Below are 15,398 nucleotides of genomic sequence, written 5' to 3'. Positions count from 1 at the left end.
CCCGGATAGCGCTTCCCACTCCACATCCGTCAGCTCATGACGACGCACCATGACGACATGATCCCCCATCAGGCCACTTTGAAGACACTGCCTAGGGCGGCGACGTGGCGCCCCTCAGCATCGTCCGGCAGGCTCAGCAGCCGTCGTGCCTCATCGTTGGCGAGAAGGAGCCGCCCGCCATCGCCGATGATGAGCACGCCCTCGCGCACCGCGTGCAGGACCGCATCGTGATGTTCGTACATCCGGGTCATCTCAGCAGGACCCAGGCCATGGGTCTGTCGGCGCAGGCGACGGCTGACCAGCCCGGCGCCGACGCCGGCGAGCGCTACAGCGCCGACCGCACTCACCAAGAAGATGGGGATCTGCCGATTCACCGAATCCTGCACCTTCTCCACCGTGACCGGTGAAGCGACGATGGCGACTACACGGCCCGACGCGTCTCTGACGGGGGCCGCCGAAACGATGGAGAGGCCCAGGGCGCCCTCAAAGGTGCGGGTGAAGGCCCTGCCTTCCGCCGCATCGGCATACGGACCGATGACGTACTTGCCGAGCTGCCGGGGGTCACTGTGGGTGAGCGCGATTCCGTTCAACTTGTACACGATGAGAGCATCGACGCCGGAAGATTTCCGCGCACTTTCGGCAAGCGGCTGCAGTTTCGCGGTCGGATTGTCACTGTCCAGGGCCTCCAAAAGCCCTGGGGCGTGCGCGAAAGCCTGAGCGGCAGCGATCGTCCGATGCCGGGCATCGGCCATGATGTCGTGCCGGGCCTGGACGACGAAGGCCGCCACCGCTGCCGTGACGAGCAGCACTATGAGCACCAGCTGGAGAAGGAAGACCTGCCGGGCGACACTGTGTATGCCCAGCCAAGGGCGGACGCGCCGTAGTCTCCCGGCCCCTGGCGGGGCGCCCTCCTGCCGCTCCCCGCCATCGCTTTCTGAAGAGGGCACGCCCGAGGCACTGACGCGGACGGGTGCGCGGCTTCGCCTGAGCCAGAAACGACCTGAATATTTACTCATATCTTTCTTTTACCCCGTTTTATCCCACTGCTGACAAGAAGTGGCGCGTAGAGGTCGGCCGCCTTGTCCGAGAGTGCGGGCTGTGCGGGCAATGAGCTTTCTCAGCTTGGAGCCTCCACTGGACGGAGAAAGCCGTGGGAGGCACCCGGAGGTGTCGGCCAGATGCGGAGACCTGGCCGGGGGCCGCACCGGACAAGGAACTTCTTCAGGTGATCGGTCTGGCCATCCAGGAACCAGTGCCGATGTAGGTACGGTCGGTGAGAACGCCTTGGTGTTCGCAGCTCCGGACGATTCGGTGGGTGCGGACCACGTTCAGGTCATGGGTACGGCCGGGTACTGCGGATGAGATCCAAAGCAGCCTGCCCACGGGATGGCGACGGCCTCCACGTTCACCCCGTGGCGGCGTTGCTTCTGGCAGAAGTCGGCCAGGTCGTCGCCGGCACGGCCGCACTAACGAGCTCGTGCACGGTGGGCGGTGAGATGTCGAGGGCTCCGGCGGGGCTCGGTGTTCACCGCTGACAGGCGGGGATCAGGTCCGTGGCCTGCTGGTGGGACAGCAGGCCGGCAACGGCCTGAACGATGCCGCTCATGTGCTCGCGGCGACCGAGGTGACGGGCCAGTGCCCGCCAGTTCTTCAGATGGACGATGCCGTGCTCGACCCGGATCCGCCTGGAGGAATATGCCCTGCGCTGCCGCTCGTGCATCTCTTCGTACCAGTCCGGGGCGTCCTTCTTGAACTCACGGTGCGGTGGTGTCACCACGCGTCCGCCGGTCTGGGCGCCGAGGCCCTGATAGCCGGCATCGGTAAGGACCTCGACTGCGGGCCCGTCGGCCAAGAGCCTGACCAGGCCTAACTGGCGGGCACGGATGATGCCTGCGCAGCTTGCGGGCATAGTCGGACTGCACCACAGCACGTGGCCCTCGCCGTCCGTGACCACCATGGATTTGACGGCATTCTGCTTGTTCTTGCCGGAGATGAAACTACCCCGGCCCCTGCGTCCGGCGGCGGGACGCCGGGCCCGGATCTCCGTGCCGTCGATGATGCCGGTCTTCCCGCCGGCACCAAGGTGCTCGACGACCTCGGCCAGGGTTCGCGGCCGCACGTCCGGACTGACGGTGCAGCCTCGCTCGGCGAGCAGAAGCCGCACCTCGCCGACAGCCCGGCTGCTGGTGGAGCGGTCCACGCCGAACCAGCAGGCCGGCGCATCATGAGTAACCCCGTGACGGCGATGGACAAGAGTGGCCAGGAGCCGGTCGACGGACACCAGCCGGTCCGGGCAAGTCCAACCTCCAGGAGTCCACCTGGCACTGACCGACCCACCAGCAACGACGTGGTCCTGCGGCAACCCGCCGCGGGGCCACGCCGTTGTTCTCCGGACCAGCGACGGCGACCCGGATGCCTTGACCAGACGCGGGCGGCTGTGCCGGCAGCCAGGTCGGAAAAGGCTCTGTGGAGTCAGGTGACGTCAGAACTGGAGTGACCAGGCGTTGATGTAGCCGGTGTCGTTGACCCAGCGGTCGGTGGCGCGGAGCTTCCAGGTGCCGTTGGCGGTCTTGGTGGAGGCGTCGACCGTGAAGGTGCCCTGGACGTTGTCGGCGCTGTCGTAGGTGCTGTAGTCCTTCAGCACGAACACGCCGCCGTCGGGGGCGACCAGCTCGACCTTCAGGTCGCCGCGGAAGGTGTGGCGGATGTCGACGGTGACGGCCAGCTTCGCGGGGGCGTTACCGGTGACGCCGGTGATGGCGATGGGCGAGTCCACGGTGGTCTCGTCACCGATCTGGACGTCGTTGGTGTTCTCGAACCTGCTGCCGGCGGGCGGCGGAGTGGTGGGGTCGTCGCCATCGCTGCTGCCGGTGACCAGCCAGCGCTTGAAATCGGCGTCGTAGCGGGTTCCGATGGTCTGCGTGATGTAGGTGCGCGCTGCCTGCCAGGAGCCGGCACGGTAGGAACCGAGGATCTTCGTCACGTCGTCCGGGTGGTTCTTCAGCAGGTACTTGACGGCCAGGTAGCCCCAGGCGTAGATCCGGTTCTGGTCGTGCTGCTGCGTGGTGTCGAACAGGGTGCTGAGGTTGTAGGTCTGCTTGGAGGCTTCGCCGGCGGCCCAGGTGTTGGGCTTGTTGAGGTAGCCGTAGGAGACGTACTCGGCCAGGCCCTCGATCCACCACAGGGTTGGGGTGGATATGTTGGCGTCCCAGTCGCCATACATGTCGTAGCGGCCGTCGAGGTAGTGCGTGTACTCGTGGTTGAGGTTCTTGATCGTGAAGGCCGAAGCGGTCTCGTCGCGGTAGGCGATGAACCGGGCCTGGTTCCCGGACGCGGAGGGGTTGCCCTCCATGTACACCCCTCCGTTGTTGGTGGGGACTCCGTACAGGTTGCCGGCCAGCCGCCGGTACTCGGAGCTGGAGTCGAACACCACGACTTCCAGTGCGGTGTTCTTGTCGCCGGCGACCGGCTGCCCATTGTCCTTGACCACGTTGTGGAAGTAGGCGTCCTGGCCGGCGAGGCTGTCACAGGTCGCCTTGAGCTGCTGCGCGCTCATCCGTTGTGCCCGGATGCGCAGGCTGCCGCTACAGGTGTGGTCGACGGGCAGGGTGGAATCGGCGGCCTGCGCCGCAACGCGGCTGGGCGCGCTGGAACGGACGGCGAGCGAGGAAGGGGCAGGCGGCGCGGGGCTGGAGGCGGCGGATGCCGGGGCCGGGGCGTTGACAGGCACCGGAGTGCTTGCGGAGGCCGGGACGATCACGGAGACCGTCGCGGCGGACACCGCGAGCAGCGAGGTCGTGGCCTTTATGAGACGTCGGCGAGCCGGGACTGCGGACATGTTTCTCCTTAGGAAGGGCAGCCATTCGAACAGGGCAAGTGGGTGCCCGCGCGTGTGAATGGAAGAAGAGAGTCTGGTCCCATGCGGCATGAGGGACTTTGACGCTCTGCCAGGGCTGGTGTGACTTTCGACCGGACGGACCGCCGAGTGGTTGAACCGCAGGAGCATGCCGCACTCCTTGGGCGGCTTGAGGCCGGTTGGCGGCCAGCCCCAAGCCCTTGTGCGGTTCTTTGCGTATGGGACTTGGACTGCGTCCTACGTGTGCGGCCGGCTGGTTCACTGAGCGTTTTCAGCGTGGCCACTGATCGGGTGACGCCGGTTAGGCCGAGGTGAGAGCCGCAGCGCACAAAGCTCCCGTGCCGTTGAGGGAGGTATTCGACGTCTCAACCCACCGGCACAGGAGCCCTATTGGCTCCCTATCCTGCCGCACTCGACCTCCCTCACGCCTTGGTCGAGTGGGTCACCATGCTCATCGCCACCCGCGAGGGTGACCGCCGCTGCAAGCTCCCGCCGCACCAGCGTGCGCTCGTCGCTCTGGTGTACCTGCGCCGCCACGACGCCCTCACCCGGATCGCGGCCGGGTTCGGGATATCCGTCGGCACCGCCCACGCCTACGTCACCAGCGTGATCGGCCTGCTCGCCGAACGGGCCCCTGGCCTGCTCAAGACGCTACGCGAGCACGATCCGGACTTCGTCCTGCTGGACGGGACCCTCGCCGAGTGCGACCGCGTCGGCGACAGCCGGGCGGACTACTCGGCCAAGCACCGCCGGCACGGCGTGAACGCAGGTCCTCACCGATCCCGCCGGCGAGCTGCTGTGGATCTCGCCCGCCCTGCCGGGCCGCACTCATGACCTCACTGCGGCCCGCACCCACCGGATCATCCGTATCTGCGAACGCCAGGGCATCCCCGTCCTCGCCGACCGCGCCTACACAGGCGCCGGCCCTTGGGTCACCACCGGACTCAAACGCCCACCGGGCGGTGAGCTCACCCTTACCCAGCGCACCGTCAACCGGGCCCTGGCCGCAGCCCGGGCCCCGGTCGAGCGTGGCATGGCACGGCTGAAGTCCTGGCAGATCTTCCGCCGATCCCGCATCAGCCCGAACCGCATAACCGTCATCACCAAAGCCGTCCTCACTCTGGAGAGGCAACGCTGAAAACGCTCACTTTTTCAGTGAGTTGGTGACACCGGCTGGGACGTGGCACGAGCGGCTTCGTCGGAGGTCTGCTGTGCCCGGTGGAGGGACACCGGGCACAGCAGGGCCGGTTCAGTACGCGATGGTGTTGTTGTTGATGATGCTCTTGGCCGTGCCCGTGGTGGCCAGGCCTTCCTTGGGGCGGTGCTCGGTGAAGTACTGGCGGAAGTCGCTGCTGACGTACTTGTTCATGAGCGTCAGGGTCTTGTTCCAGTTGCCGCCGTCGGGGCCGTTGGGGCCCCACAGCTGGAGCAGTGAGGCGGTGACGCGGCTCTCGACCTTGTCTCCCGTCCCCCACGTCGCCGTGGTGTTCCTGTCCAGCAGGTTGTAGGTGGCGCCGTTGCTGAAGACGTAGTTGCTGTCGCCGAGTGCGTAGGCGCCGACGGCGCTGGCGAAGCCCTCGGTCCAGGCGCAGGTGGTGGAGGTGCCGTAGCTCAGGTTGTGGTCGTTGCAGCCGTAGACGGGGGGCCACTTCTTGCCGTGCAGTTGCCACTGGAACCAGTGGCCGGCCTCGTGGAGGATCAGGTGCTTGGAGTCGGGGTCGTCGCCCTTGAGAACGGGCCAGTCGGTTCCGTAGCTGGTGTCGCTGGGGTTGGAGGGGTGGTCCCAGTAGCCGCCGTCCGTGCCGTCCTGGCGCCAGGCGAAGGTCAGGGTGTCGCACGCGGAGGTCTGGTTGGCGGTCCAGCAGGAGGAAGTGGTCCCGCGCTTCCAGTACAGCTCGTTCAGCGTGTCGGCTATGTTGAAGGCTCGCTGCATGGCCACCGGCACCTTGACCGTACCCAGACTGGTGCTTCCCGCCGGGTTCGTCTTGGTGGTGGTGTTGAAGGCGTACTGGCCGGTGTTCTTCCAGTTCGGGTCACCCGAGTTCGCGGTGCCCGCCCCCACCACGCGCCACAGGGTGCCGGAGCTGGAGTAGAAGCGGACGTACGCCTCGGACAGGTTCGTGGCCCCGGTGTAACAGGCGGAGAAAGAACCGTCGTTGTAGTTGGTCAGGCCACCGTTCAGTCTCTGTGCCTGGCCCGAGGGGCTGGTCTTGCCCCACAGTTCCCAGTTGGTGTTGCGGGCCTGCTGCGTGACCAGGGGCTTGTTGCTCCCCGCTTCGGCGCTGTAGTGGTCGTAGGCCAGCGAGCCGTTCAGGCAGGTGGTCGTCGCGGCAGCGGCGGTGCCGCTCATGAGCGGGGTGGTGAGGGCGAGACCGGTTCCGGCGGCCAGGGCGGCCGCCAGCAAGGTGCGCCGCTTCGGGGAGACGGAATGCCGCCCGTCGGCCCTCTTCGAGGCAGAGGACGAGAGGTGCGAACGGTGGTGCATGGAGCACTCCTGTACTGAGAAGTGGGGGGATGGGACGCCTGGCGGACGAAGAGCGACCGCCGGGCGGTCGGGGGCGCAGCCCTAGGAGGAAGTGGTGTCTTCGACTGGGACGGCGCGCCACCGGGATCGGGGACGGGGCCGGAGAAGGATTGCAAGAGCACTGATCGCGAGAAAGAGGGCGGCGTTGAGGAGCCGCCATGTTTCTGTGCTGACCCCGGTGTGCCGTGCTGTGGGGTGTGCGGAGGAAGGTGCGGAAGCGGCTGGCGCCGTTGGTTCTCGCAGGTGCTTCGTATAGGCGGTGACCGAGAGGACGGCAGACTGGCGCGGCCGGCCGTCCTCAAGGGTCAGGAGCCGCAGGGCCTGCTGGTCGAGTGCGTAGAATTCACGTCCGCGCAGCCCCTGGTCCTCGAAGAGGACCGCTCCCTTCTCAAGTACCCGGGCCAGACGGGCTTCGGTGTCGTCCTGGGCCGCGGCCACCGCGGCCCAGGACGGAGCACCTCCCCCGGCCGACGGAACCGGTGCGACCTGGAGGGTCGTCGTACGGCCGTCGGGAGTTCGCGCGGCGACCGCCACGTAGCCCAGGACCGCGAGAGGGACGTCGCTCTGCCCTTGCCGGAAGGATGGGTTCAGCCGGTAGACGCATACGCCTTGGTCCGCTACGTGCAGTGGACCAGCGGCCTGCGCCGGGATGCCCAGGTTGCTACGTGCCAAGTTCACCGCGGCTGGTACGTGCGCCGCCCGGACCGCGACCCGTATCTGTTCCGGCGGAAGCTCCTCGACCACGGAGTGGGGCGCGGCTTCCATCGCATGGGCCTGCGGCAGTGGGCACCACAGCACCGCGGCGAGGGCGACGCATCGCATGCGCCGTCGCACGGGCCGGCTCAGCCCTTCTTGCGGATGTTGTGGATGGAGTCGCTCCACGTGAACGTCGAGGACGGGGTGCGCACGCCGAGGTCCTTCCAGGCGACCGTGGTCTTGCGCTGGGAGTTGGGGCCCGGGTCGGCGTAGCTGATGGTGGGGTTGGCGGTGCTGTAGGAGTCGTCGTAGCCGTAGATCACCATGGTGTGCTGGCTGCCCCGGCTGGAACCGCTGGTCCAGGTGACTCCCATGACCAGGGGGCTGTTGGCGTCGATCTCCTTCTTCACGGTGGAGAAGGGCAGGTACGACCGGGTCCAGGTGGCCGAATAGCCGGTGGCGTTGTACCCCTTGACGATCTTGGGCCACTCCAGGCCCTCGTCGGGACAGGGCTGACTGGACGGCAGGTTTCTGGCGATGTGGCAGAACCGGTTCTGGTCGATCGAGGAGCCGTGGTACTTCTCGATGCCGGCCGCGGTCGCCGCCCAGCACCAGTAATCGCCCTGCTGGACGTCCTGCGTGTAGGGGAGATCGGCCGCTTCGGCGCTCTGCGCGGTGCCGAAGGTGCCGATCGCGGCCAGCGAAATGGCGGCGGCCGTTCGCAGGAGACGCGGAGGAATCATTGGACTGGCCTTCCTTCATGCCCTTGCGGCGATACGCCGGTGTGGCGCGGTCGGCAAGGAAAGGCTGTGGGGGTACCGAAAGACGAGAAAAGCGGGCCCGGCCGTTCCTGCTGTACAGGGCCGAGGGGCCTTCCTTTCACACCCGCGCCCTCTGTTAAGGGCACGTGTACGCCAGGAAAAGCGGTGCTTTTCGCCAGTCGAACCGGGAAGGTCCGTCGATCGGTGGAGCCTTTATACATGCGCTGCAGACCGATGCGATGGCACGGAAGTGCCACGGCACTACTGCGTCACTAAAAAGGGACTTTTAATGACAATCGGCGCTTAATGGTAAGTTTTCTCGTACCGCAGTGAATGAGCTCGTCCTCATGCCAGCGGCTGCGGTCGGACCCGGGCAACCTTTGACCCGGTTGTCCACCTCTCCGCCCTGGCTGACGGACTCGGAGATTCATCCGAGCACAGTCGTTCCACAGCGAGCGGTGGCAGCATCACGTCCGACGCGCACACCGTACGCAAAGTGCCGGACTCGACCGGTAGAACGAAGCAACGACGGATACGGGCTCTCCGGCCGATCGCCCTGACGGTCGAGTTCCTCGGTACCCCGGCTGTACCCCCGCCTATCGAAGAACCGGCGGAGAAAGCCGAGCGGCTGATCCGTGATCGAGTGTGGGACCTGACACCTGCCGACCGTCTCGTTGCGGCAAAGGCCGCCGCCGACCTGCACGCCGTTGTGGAAACCCTGCATGCCCAACAGGCCCTGTCCGAAGCCGACCGGCCGACACACTCGCTGCCGCGCCATCACCCACATGCACGGACACCTGGCTTGGTTCCTCGACGCAGCCGCCACCGCCCTCATGCCCATCCCGCACTGGCGCGCCACGCAGCGGCCCGACACCTCACAGCCGACTCGTGCGTGATGAGGCTGGCCGAACGCCGCCGGGACACATCCGGATGACCCAGCTCAGCAGAATCCCACCAGCCCGCTTGCTTCCGGATTGCTCCTGGGCATGAGCTCCTACGCGCCGTGAAACCGGCCCCAGCCGCGCAGACACGATGCTCCGGCCGGGCCAGAGGAAGCGACAGACAGTCAGCCCCTTCTGAGGCCACACCAAATGGCTGACCGCAATAAGGTCACCAGCCCAACTCCATCTGGACGGGAACACCATCGGCGATCTCGTTCTGGACAGCCGACGCAATCTCTACCGGTACGCCGAGCTGGGTGGCGATCGGCGTGTACAGGTCGGTGGAGACCTCCGGTGTGCGCAGGGAGACCAGCAGGGCGTAGCTCACGGGCAGACCGGTCCGGTCCTTGCGCTTGTTCGCCTTCCACGAGACGCTGGCGACCGCGTGCGCGGTCCTGGTCGACGCCGCACGGGCAGGCCTGTGTGGCGGGTGGGGGATATCGAGCTGGGATCCGCGCCCGCTCGTGGACCTCGCCGCGCCCCGCCCGGGTGTGCTCATGGCCCGGGCCGGGCTGCTCGTCGGCGTCGACGTCCTCGAAGCATCCGAGGCCTTGGTGGCGCGATGGCGGCCGTCGCGGGTGTGGGGCATGAGCCCCTTCGGCGGCAACACGACCGAAGCGGTGTGGGAACGGTTCGACCCCCGGATCTTTCTGCGGGACTCCCCGCTGGCCACGAAGATCCAGGCGGTGTTCCGCTCCGCCTACGGCCTTCCCCCGGTCGAGGCGGTCGCGGTCGGCACGAACAGCGTCGACCACCTGAGGGAATTGGTCGGTGCCCTGGCCTGGGAGATCGACGACCAGGTGGTCTCGGAGTACCGGCAGCTGCTCCAGGGCCGCCGTCAACGCTCCTGAAGCTGCTTCACCACGCGCTCGGCCGTCTCCCGGGCAGCTTTCAGTCGAGGGTCGTCCGGGTCGGCGTAGGGGCCGAGGATCTTCGCGGCCACGAACAGCGTCATCAGTCGGCCGTCCCGGCTCTCCAGATCGCCACGCCGCTCGCCGCAGACACGGTCCGCCAGAGTCGGGACGGCGAGGGAGGCGCCCCACAGGTTCGCCGCGTCCAGGCCCCGCGGGGCCATACCCCAGTCCTCCCAGTCGAATACGCAGAACGGCGACATCGTGATGTTCGCCCAGTTGAAGTCGGCGTGAGCCGGGCACCACTCACCCAGGGCCGTGTCGACGCCGGGGAAGACACTGTGGATCGTTGCCGTCACGAGTTCCTGCGTGAGGGTCTCGGTATCCGGGGTCGCGATCCTGCTGGTTTGCTGCGTGGCGAGGGCATTCAGCGAAGCGTTCAGCGAAGCCCACCACTCCTCGGCCAACTGCGGCTCTTTCGTCACCACGGCGTTGCCCACCGGCGCCCCGGGCAGCAGCTCCGTCTCGTCCGCCCGCCATATCACCGGCTCCGTCTCATCCCGCCACGCGACACCCGCGAACCAGGCCGGCTTCGCGATCCCGGACAGGGCCTCCGCGGACGCGGTACCGTCCCCTCCCTGGACCCCGATCCGGTCGAGCCCGCGCCGCTCGATACGCACCCACGTACCACGGCCCGTACGCGCCCCCACCGAGCGGCGCTTACGCACCACGCTCTCGCGGTCCAGAGCCGTCCCCAGCGACCGCTCGACACGGTCCAGTACGGCTTCCACCGGCTCTTTACGCAGATCCACCGAACGCAGCGTCATGTGCCCGAACGTACCCCAGACGCAGCACGCGAAGCCCAACACCGCGCGCCTCCGCAGGCGGCTCGCGGTCGCCCTACCCACTGCCCGCAGCCGGTTCTCCGTAATCATCTATGGGAAGTCAGTGGACGGGCCGCCGGCGACCTAACCATGCTGCCCTTGCTCCTGTTTGGCTGCACGTACACCGGCGACCGAGCCTCGCCGAAGGCGACGTGGTCCGCCGGAGTCGCGTTATCCGGCCCTCGCGTGCAGGAACGGTCCTGATGGGCGTTCTATGACGGCGCGTGCCACTGGAGCGCACTCCATCTGCCTGTGGAATATGTCGTGATTTGCTGCGCGGACTTCCGGCGCTTCGGGATCGTGGGGTGTGGCGGATGCGAAAGCGGTCCGCTTCGTCAGCGCCGGCATGGAAGGGGAGTGGTATGTGGGAGTGGTGCGGGGCGGACGGCCATGAGGGTGCGGTGGGGGTTCTGCTGGTGGACGGAAGCGAGCCCGGTCCGGTGTTCTTCGACACCGGCAGCGGCGGGCACGTGCACCAGTCCACTACCTGGTCGGTCTATGACGGCACTCTGCGTGCGCCCGTGGCGGCCCGGATGCGCGGGAAGTGCGATTGCGGCTGGCGGGGAGAGGCCAGCTATCCGATCGACTGGGACCTGGTCGACCGCCATCACCCCGAGGAGTACGACACCTCCGGCCCTGAGCGAGACTGGGAACGGCACATGGACGAGGTCGCCGCCCGCACGGTCCCGCTGCCCGAGGACGTGACCGGCCTGCTGAACCAGCTCTGCGAGCGTCTGTCCGAGATCGACGACAAGAACCCGCTCGCCGCACTGCGGGTGGTGGGCGAACTGGAGGCCATGGCAGCGTCGACCGGTCCGTATGTCGCCCGCCGGATCGCCTTCGACGACGTCTCGGACGAGGCCGTTGCCGAGGGGCTCGGTATCACCGAGGACAAGGCCCGCTCACGCCTGATCCGCTACGAGTTCATGAACCGGTGACCGCCGGGAGGCTCAGGCCGGGGCGCCGCCGAGGCCCTCGCCAGCCGCGGCTAGGGCCTGTTGTGAAAGTGAATCGTCTGTCAGACCTGCCTGGCAGGCTTCGCGCATGGAGATGACAGTGCAGCTGACGATCGACTGCTCCGATCCGCAGAAGATGGTGGCCTTCTGGGCCGAGGCCCTGGGCTATGTGCCTGACCCTGCGCCCGACGGGCATGCCACGTGGCGTGCTTATTGGGCGGCGATGGGGGTGCCCGAGGAGGAGTTGCCGGCCGGCGCCGGGGACATTCCGGAATCGATCATCGATCCCGAGGGACGCGGGCCACGGGTGTGGTTCCAGGAGGTTCCGGAACCGAAGGCCGCCAAGAACCGGTGGCACTTCGACCTGAAGGTCGGTGGGGGCCGTGACGTCCCACTGGACGTCCGCATACAGCGGGTCAAGGCTACGGTGGAGCGGCTGGTCAAAGCCGGCGCCACCGTGCTGCGGATCAAGGAAGATCCGGATGCGGGGTTCTACGCCGCCGCCATGCAGGACCCCGAGGGCAACGAATTCGACATCGTCTGAGGGGCGTTGGAACGGTGCTGGTCACAGCCATTCGTTGATGGCTGCGACCAGGACGGTTGCTTCGTAGCGGACGGCGAGTTTGTCGTATCGGGTGGCGACGGCCCGGTGGCGCTTGAGGCGGTTGATCCCGCACTCGACCGCATGCCGCTGCTTGTAGTCGTCCTTGTCGAACTTCGGCGGCCGGCCGCCGTGCGAGCCGCGCTTGAGCCGGTTGCGGACGCGGTCCGCCGGGACCGGGATAGTGGCCTTGATGCCGCGTCTGCGCAGGTAGGAGCGGTTGCTGCGGGAGTCGTACGCCTTGTCGGCCCGCACCCGGTCGGGTCGCTTACGCGGCCTGCCGAGCCCCAGCCTCGGTACCCGGATCGCCTCCAGGACCGGCTCGAACTGCGGCGAGTTACCCCGCTGCCCGGCCGTGATCACCACGGCCAAGGGCTTCTGTCCCTGCTCGACCGCGAGGTGGATCTTGCTCGTCAGTCCGCCACGGGAGCGTCCGAGTCCGTGGTCGGCAGGCTCGACGAAGACGCCGCCGGGCGGCTCCTTCTGGAGGCCCCCCTTTTCGCCGCGCCGGCGGCGTGCTGGTGGGCCCGGCAGATGGTGGAGTCGACGTTCACGTCCCAGGTGATCAGGCCCTTCGCGTCGGCTTCGGACTGGAGCCGGGTGAGGATCCTGGCCCAGGTGCCGTTGCGCTGCCAGCGCCGAAACAGGTCGTAGACCCGGTCCCACGGCCCGTAGCGTTCTGGCACGTCGCGCCAGGGGGCGCCGGTCCGGGTCCGCCACCGTATGCCGTCTATCAGCTGCCGCCGCGTCCACACCTGCGGACGGCCCGGCTTGATACCCGTCGGCAGCAACGGCTCAAGCCGGGCCCACTGGCTGTTCGTCAGATCCCCACGTCCCACAGGACATGATCATCAACGAACAAGATCCACTTTCGCAACGGGCCCTAGACCCACCTCCGCCTGCGCGGAGAGCACGCCGCGATGCCCGCGCTTTGGGCCGTGGTCTTCGTGCTCTCCGCGCAGGCGGAGGTGGGTCAGGTCGCTCGTCTCGACGCCCTGGCCCGCCCCGACGGCACTGGTGCGCCCCGGCCGGCCGTTCCGTTCGCGGCCTACGAGGACGCATCGAGCGACGTGCGGGTGGACCACTCCGCCGTCGAGATCGCGGCCGACCTCGCCGACCTCGCCGAGACGGTCCGACCGTACGTGTTTCGGTCGCACGTCTACGACTGGCTCCGAGACGAGTTCACCGCTCGCCACGGGGCGGGCGGACGATGCGACGACGTGCTGGACTTCCTGTGGCGGGTGGCGGCGGATCCGGCCCACGACCAGAAGTTCGCCCGCGCGCTCACCCTGGATCACCGGACCATGGGCAGTCCGACGGAGCGGGCCCGGCTGCCCGTCTCGGCGAGCAGCGCACCACCGACCACCGCGGTGCTCTATCAGATCGCGGCGGCCTCGGCCGAGGACATCGGAGAAGGCCGGCACCGTGTGGTGGTCAACCAGTACAACCCGGGGGTGGGAGGTCTGGTCGCGCGCTTCCGCCACATACTCGACGAGCCGGGCTCCACGACCCCCGACGGCCGGACGGAAACCGCCCTGACTCCGGCGCTGAGGGCCTGGATCGACGCTCTGTACCCCCACGCGACGCCTCGCCAGCTTACCCTGGCAGGTGACGTGAACGGCATGCACAAGATCGCCGACGGCGTCCTGGCGGATCACCTCGACTGGCCGGGTGAACCCGTCTCCTCGGGCAGGCGGGCCCGGCCTTTCACGGGCATCGGCGTACGGCACAGTACGGCGGACGACACGCTGACCCTGGTCGGCCCGGACGACCGGCCCGTGGCGCCCGTGTACCTGGGTGTCGTCCCGCTGCACCTCGTGCCCGGCGTGGCCAGGCTGCTGCTGTGTCTCTCCGACCCCTGGGTCAACGGCTGCCGACTGCGCTGCACCCCGAGCCCGTTGGACGTCCCGTCACCGCTCGGACCTGACGACATACGGATCACCGAGCGTGTGACGCAGGGCCGTCTGGTGCTGGGAAGAAGAACCTGGCGCTGCACACCGGGTGTTGTTCCCCGTCCCGAACGGAGCGAGAGCGATGTGGCCTTCCACCGGCGTATCCAGCGATGGCGGCTCGCGCACGCCCTACCCGAGCGGGTCTTCCTGTCCATCGAGTCGGTGACGTCGCGTGACCCGTCCGCGGTCAAGCCGACGTGGCTGTCCTTCGCAAGTCCGCACGCCGTGCGGGCCGCGCTGAGCAGGATCGGAGCGCCGGATGTCACCGGCGTGAGGTTCGCCGAGATGACGCCGACACCCGAGGAATTCTGGGTCCGTGATGACCAGGGCCTGCGAAGGGCCGCCGAACACGTGACGCTGCTGCGCTGGGAGCGACCGGTCCAGGGGGGAGGAGCATGACGATGAAGGGTGTGCGCGGCCTGGACGCGCCGGGCTGGTGGTACGTACGGCTCTATCCCGGAGGGCTCGACAGGCTGGACCGGGCTGTCGTCGACGTACTGCGCCCGCTGGCCGGCCAGGCGGTGTCTCAAGGGGCTGTCCGCTGGTTCTACATCCAGTACACGGACTGGCGGGGCCCGCACCTGCGCCTGAGGATTCACGGCCCTCGTGGGCTGCTCGACGACCTTCACGCCCGGCTGCCGGAGCTGAACGCGCAGTGCGCGGAGCCCGGTCGGCGGCGAACCGGGGAACGGACCTCGCTGTTCGACGTCGACGTCCGACCGTTCGCCGGGCGGTTCGCGGGAGCCGACACCGCCGTGTACGAACCGGAATACGGCAAGTACGGCGGTCCGGACGGTGTGCGGCTTGCCGAGGAGGTGTTCCAGCACTCGAGCGACATCGCGTTGTGGGCGGCCGACTTCCCCCGCGTACCCGACCGCGCGGCGCTGGCCGCGCTCCTGATGGCCTCGGCCGTTCGCTCCCTCGACGTACTCGCGGGACCGGTCGGCGACGAGTCCGGCGGCACGGCACTGCGTCCCGTGCGGTTCTGGGAGCGCCACTTGCAGTGGTGGACGCAGGACGCGGGATCCGCGGCCGAAGAACTGCGCTCCCGGCTGTGTGCCGAGGCCGCACGCGACCGACGGGGGATCGGTCCGCGCATGGCCGAACTGGCACGGCACACCGAGGTGGCCGAGCGGCTCGCGGGCTGGACGGCCCTTCTCGCTTCCCACCTTCGCGAGGCGGTCGAGTCCGGTGTCCCGCGCACACCGGGACACCTCCTGTTCCACCAAGTGCACATGATGACGAACCGACTTGGCGTCCTCCCGCGTGAGGAGGCCATGCTGGGGGTGCTGGCGAGCCGACCCGTCGCTCTCGACCCGCCCGCTCCGACTCCAGGATGAGGGTGCGCGATATCCGGTGACGGATGATGGATCAGT

Annotated in this window: 13 protein-coding genes and 1 pseudogene; 6 read left to right on the top strand and 8 right to left on the bottom strand. The window is 68.0% G+C overall.

From position 1 onward, the window contains the following. Positions 1 to 68 precede the first annotated feature (68 nt). The 3 genes from ACIP5O_RS10360 to ACIP5O_RS10350 form a co-directional block, all read right to left on the bottom strand. Positions 69 to 809, bottom strand: a complete 741-nt coding sequence (locus ACIP5O_RS10360; RefSeq protein WP_401290961.1) for a hypothetical protein — start codon at positions 807 to 809, stop codon at positions 69 to 71. 716 nt (positions 810 to 1,525) lie between these two features. Beyond that, the gene (locus ACIP5O_RS10355; RefSeq protein WP_401290959.1) at positions 1,526 to 2,281 is read right to left on the bottom strand and encodes a transposase family protein; all 756 of its coding nucleotides are present in this window, start codon (positions 2,279 to 2,281) and stop codon (positions 1,526 to 1,528) included. A gap of 201 nt (positions 2,282 to 2,482) precedes the next feature. Further along, entirely contained in the window at positions 2,483 to 3,838 is a 1,356-nt protein-coding gene (locus ACIP5O_RS10350) for a collagenase (protein ID WP_401290956.1), read from the bottom strand. A gap of 408 nt (positions 3,839 to 4,246) precedes the next feature. Here ACIP5O_RS10350 and ACIP5O_RS10345 point away from each other — a divergent pair. Beyond that, positions 4,247 to 4,994, top strand: a pseudogene (locus tag ACIP5O_RS10345) (transposase family protein). Positions 4,995 to 5,105: 111 nt separating this feature from the next. On the opposite strand, the gene ACIP5O_RS10340 reads toward ACIP5O_RS10345, so the two are convergent. From ACIP5O_RS10340 to ACIP5O_RS10330, 3 genes are all read right to left on the bottom strand, one after another. Then, on the bottom strand, positions 5,106 to 6,341 hold the full coding sequence (locus ACIP5O_RS10340; RefSeq protein ID WP_401290954.1) for a metalloprotease: 1,236 nt from the start codon (positions 6,339 to 6,341) through the stop codon (positions 5,106 to 5,108). Between the two features lie 881 nt (positions 6,342 to 7,222). Next, positions 7,223 to 7,819 (bottom strand): papain-like cysteine protease family protein, encoded by a 597-nt coding sequence (locus tag ACIP5O_RS10335; RefSeq protein WP_401290951.1) that lies wholly within the window; start codon positions 7,817 to 7,819, stop codon positions 7,223 to 7,225. A 1,128-nt stretch (positions 7,820 to 8,947) separates the two neighbouring features. Then, a complete protein-coding gene (locus tag ACIP5O_RS10330) occupies positions 8,948 to 9,106 on the bottom strand; it encodes a hypothetical protein (protein WP_401290949.1) in 159 nt (52 codons plus the stop codon). Positions 9,107 to 9,125: 19 nt separating this feature from the next. On the opposite strand from ACIP5O_RS10330, the gene ACIP5O_RS10325 reads away from it, so the two are divergent. Beyond that, positions 9,126 to 9,629: a hypothetical protein gene (locus ACIP5O_RS10325; RefSeq protein WP_401290946.1), complete on the top strand. Its 504-nt coding sequence runs from the start codon at positions 9,126 to 9,128 to the stop codon at positions 9,627 to 9,629. On the opposite strand, the gene ACIP5O_RS10320 is transcribed toward ACIP5O_RS10325, so the two are convergent. Beyond that, positions 9,617 to 10,456, bottom strand: coding sequence for a hypothetical protein (locus ACIP5O_RS10320; protein WP_401290943.1), 840 nt, complete (start codon positions 10,454 to 10,456; stop codon positions 9,617 to 9,619). The genes ACIP5O_RS10325 and ACIP5O_RS10320 overlap by 13 nt on opposite strands. Positions 10,457 to 10,914: 458 nt before the next feature. On the opposite strand from ACIP5O_RS10320, the gene ACIP5O_RS10315 reads away from it, so the two are divergent. Then, complete coding sequence (locus ACIP5O_RS10315; protein WP_401290940.1) at positions 10,915 to 11,451, top strand: hypothetical protein; 537 nt, start codon at positions 10,915 to 10,917, stop codon at positions 11,449 to 11,451. Between the two features lie 106 nt (positions 11,452 to 11,557). After that, the gene (locus ACIP5O_RS10310) at positions 11,558 to 12,013 is read left to right on the top strand and encodes a VOC family protein (protein ID WP_401290937.1); all 456 of its coding nucleotides are present in this window, start codon (positions 11,558 to 11,560) and stop codon (positions 12,011 to 12,013) included. 21 nt (positions 12,014 to 12,034) lie between these two features. Here ACIP5O_RS10310 and ACIP5O_RS10305 read toward each other — a convergent pair. Further along, positions 12,035 to 12,909, bottom strand: a protein-coding gene (locus tag ACIP5O_RS10305) for an IS5 family transposase (protein WP_401290934.1) whose coding sequence is annotated in 2 segments (ribosomal slippage) — positions 12,035 to 12,526 and positions 12,529 to 12,909 — 873 coding nt in all. Because the reading frame shifts where the segments join, the coding sequence is not laid out codon by codon here. Positions 12,910 to 12,990: 81 nt separating this feature from the next. On the opposite strand from ACIP5O_RS10305, the gene ACIP5O_RS10300 reads away from it, so the two are divergent. Both ACIP5O_RS10300 and ACIP5O_RS10295 read left to right on the top strand, forming a co-directional pair. Beyond that, the gene (locus ACIP5O_RS10300; protein WP_401290931.1) at positions 12,991 to 14,421 is read left to right on the top strand and encodes a hypothetical protein; all 1,431 of its coding nucleotides are present in this window, start codon (positions 12,991 to 12,993) and stop codon (positions 14,419 to 14,421) included. Beyond that, positions 14,418 to 15,362, top strand: a complete 945-nt coding sequence (locus ACIP5O_RS10295; protein ID WP_401290929.1) for a lantibiotic dehydratase C-terminal domain-containing protein — start codon at positions 14,418 to 14,420, stop codon at positions 15,360 to 15,362. The genes ACIP5O_RS10300 and ACIP5O_RS10295 overlap by 4 nt, the downstream gene beginning before the upstream one ends. Positions 15,363 to 15,398: the final 36 nt, after the last annotated feature.

It is taken from the genome of Streptomyces sp. NPDC088915 (genome assembly GCF_044749825.1).
Taxonomy (GTDB): domain Bacteria; phylum Actinomycetota; class Actinomycetes; order Streptomycetales; family Streptomycetaceae; genus Streptomyces.
This window is presented reverse-complemented; position numbering and strand designations above follow the sequence as displayed.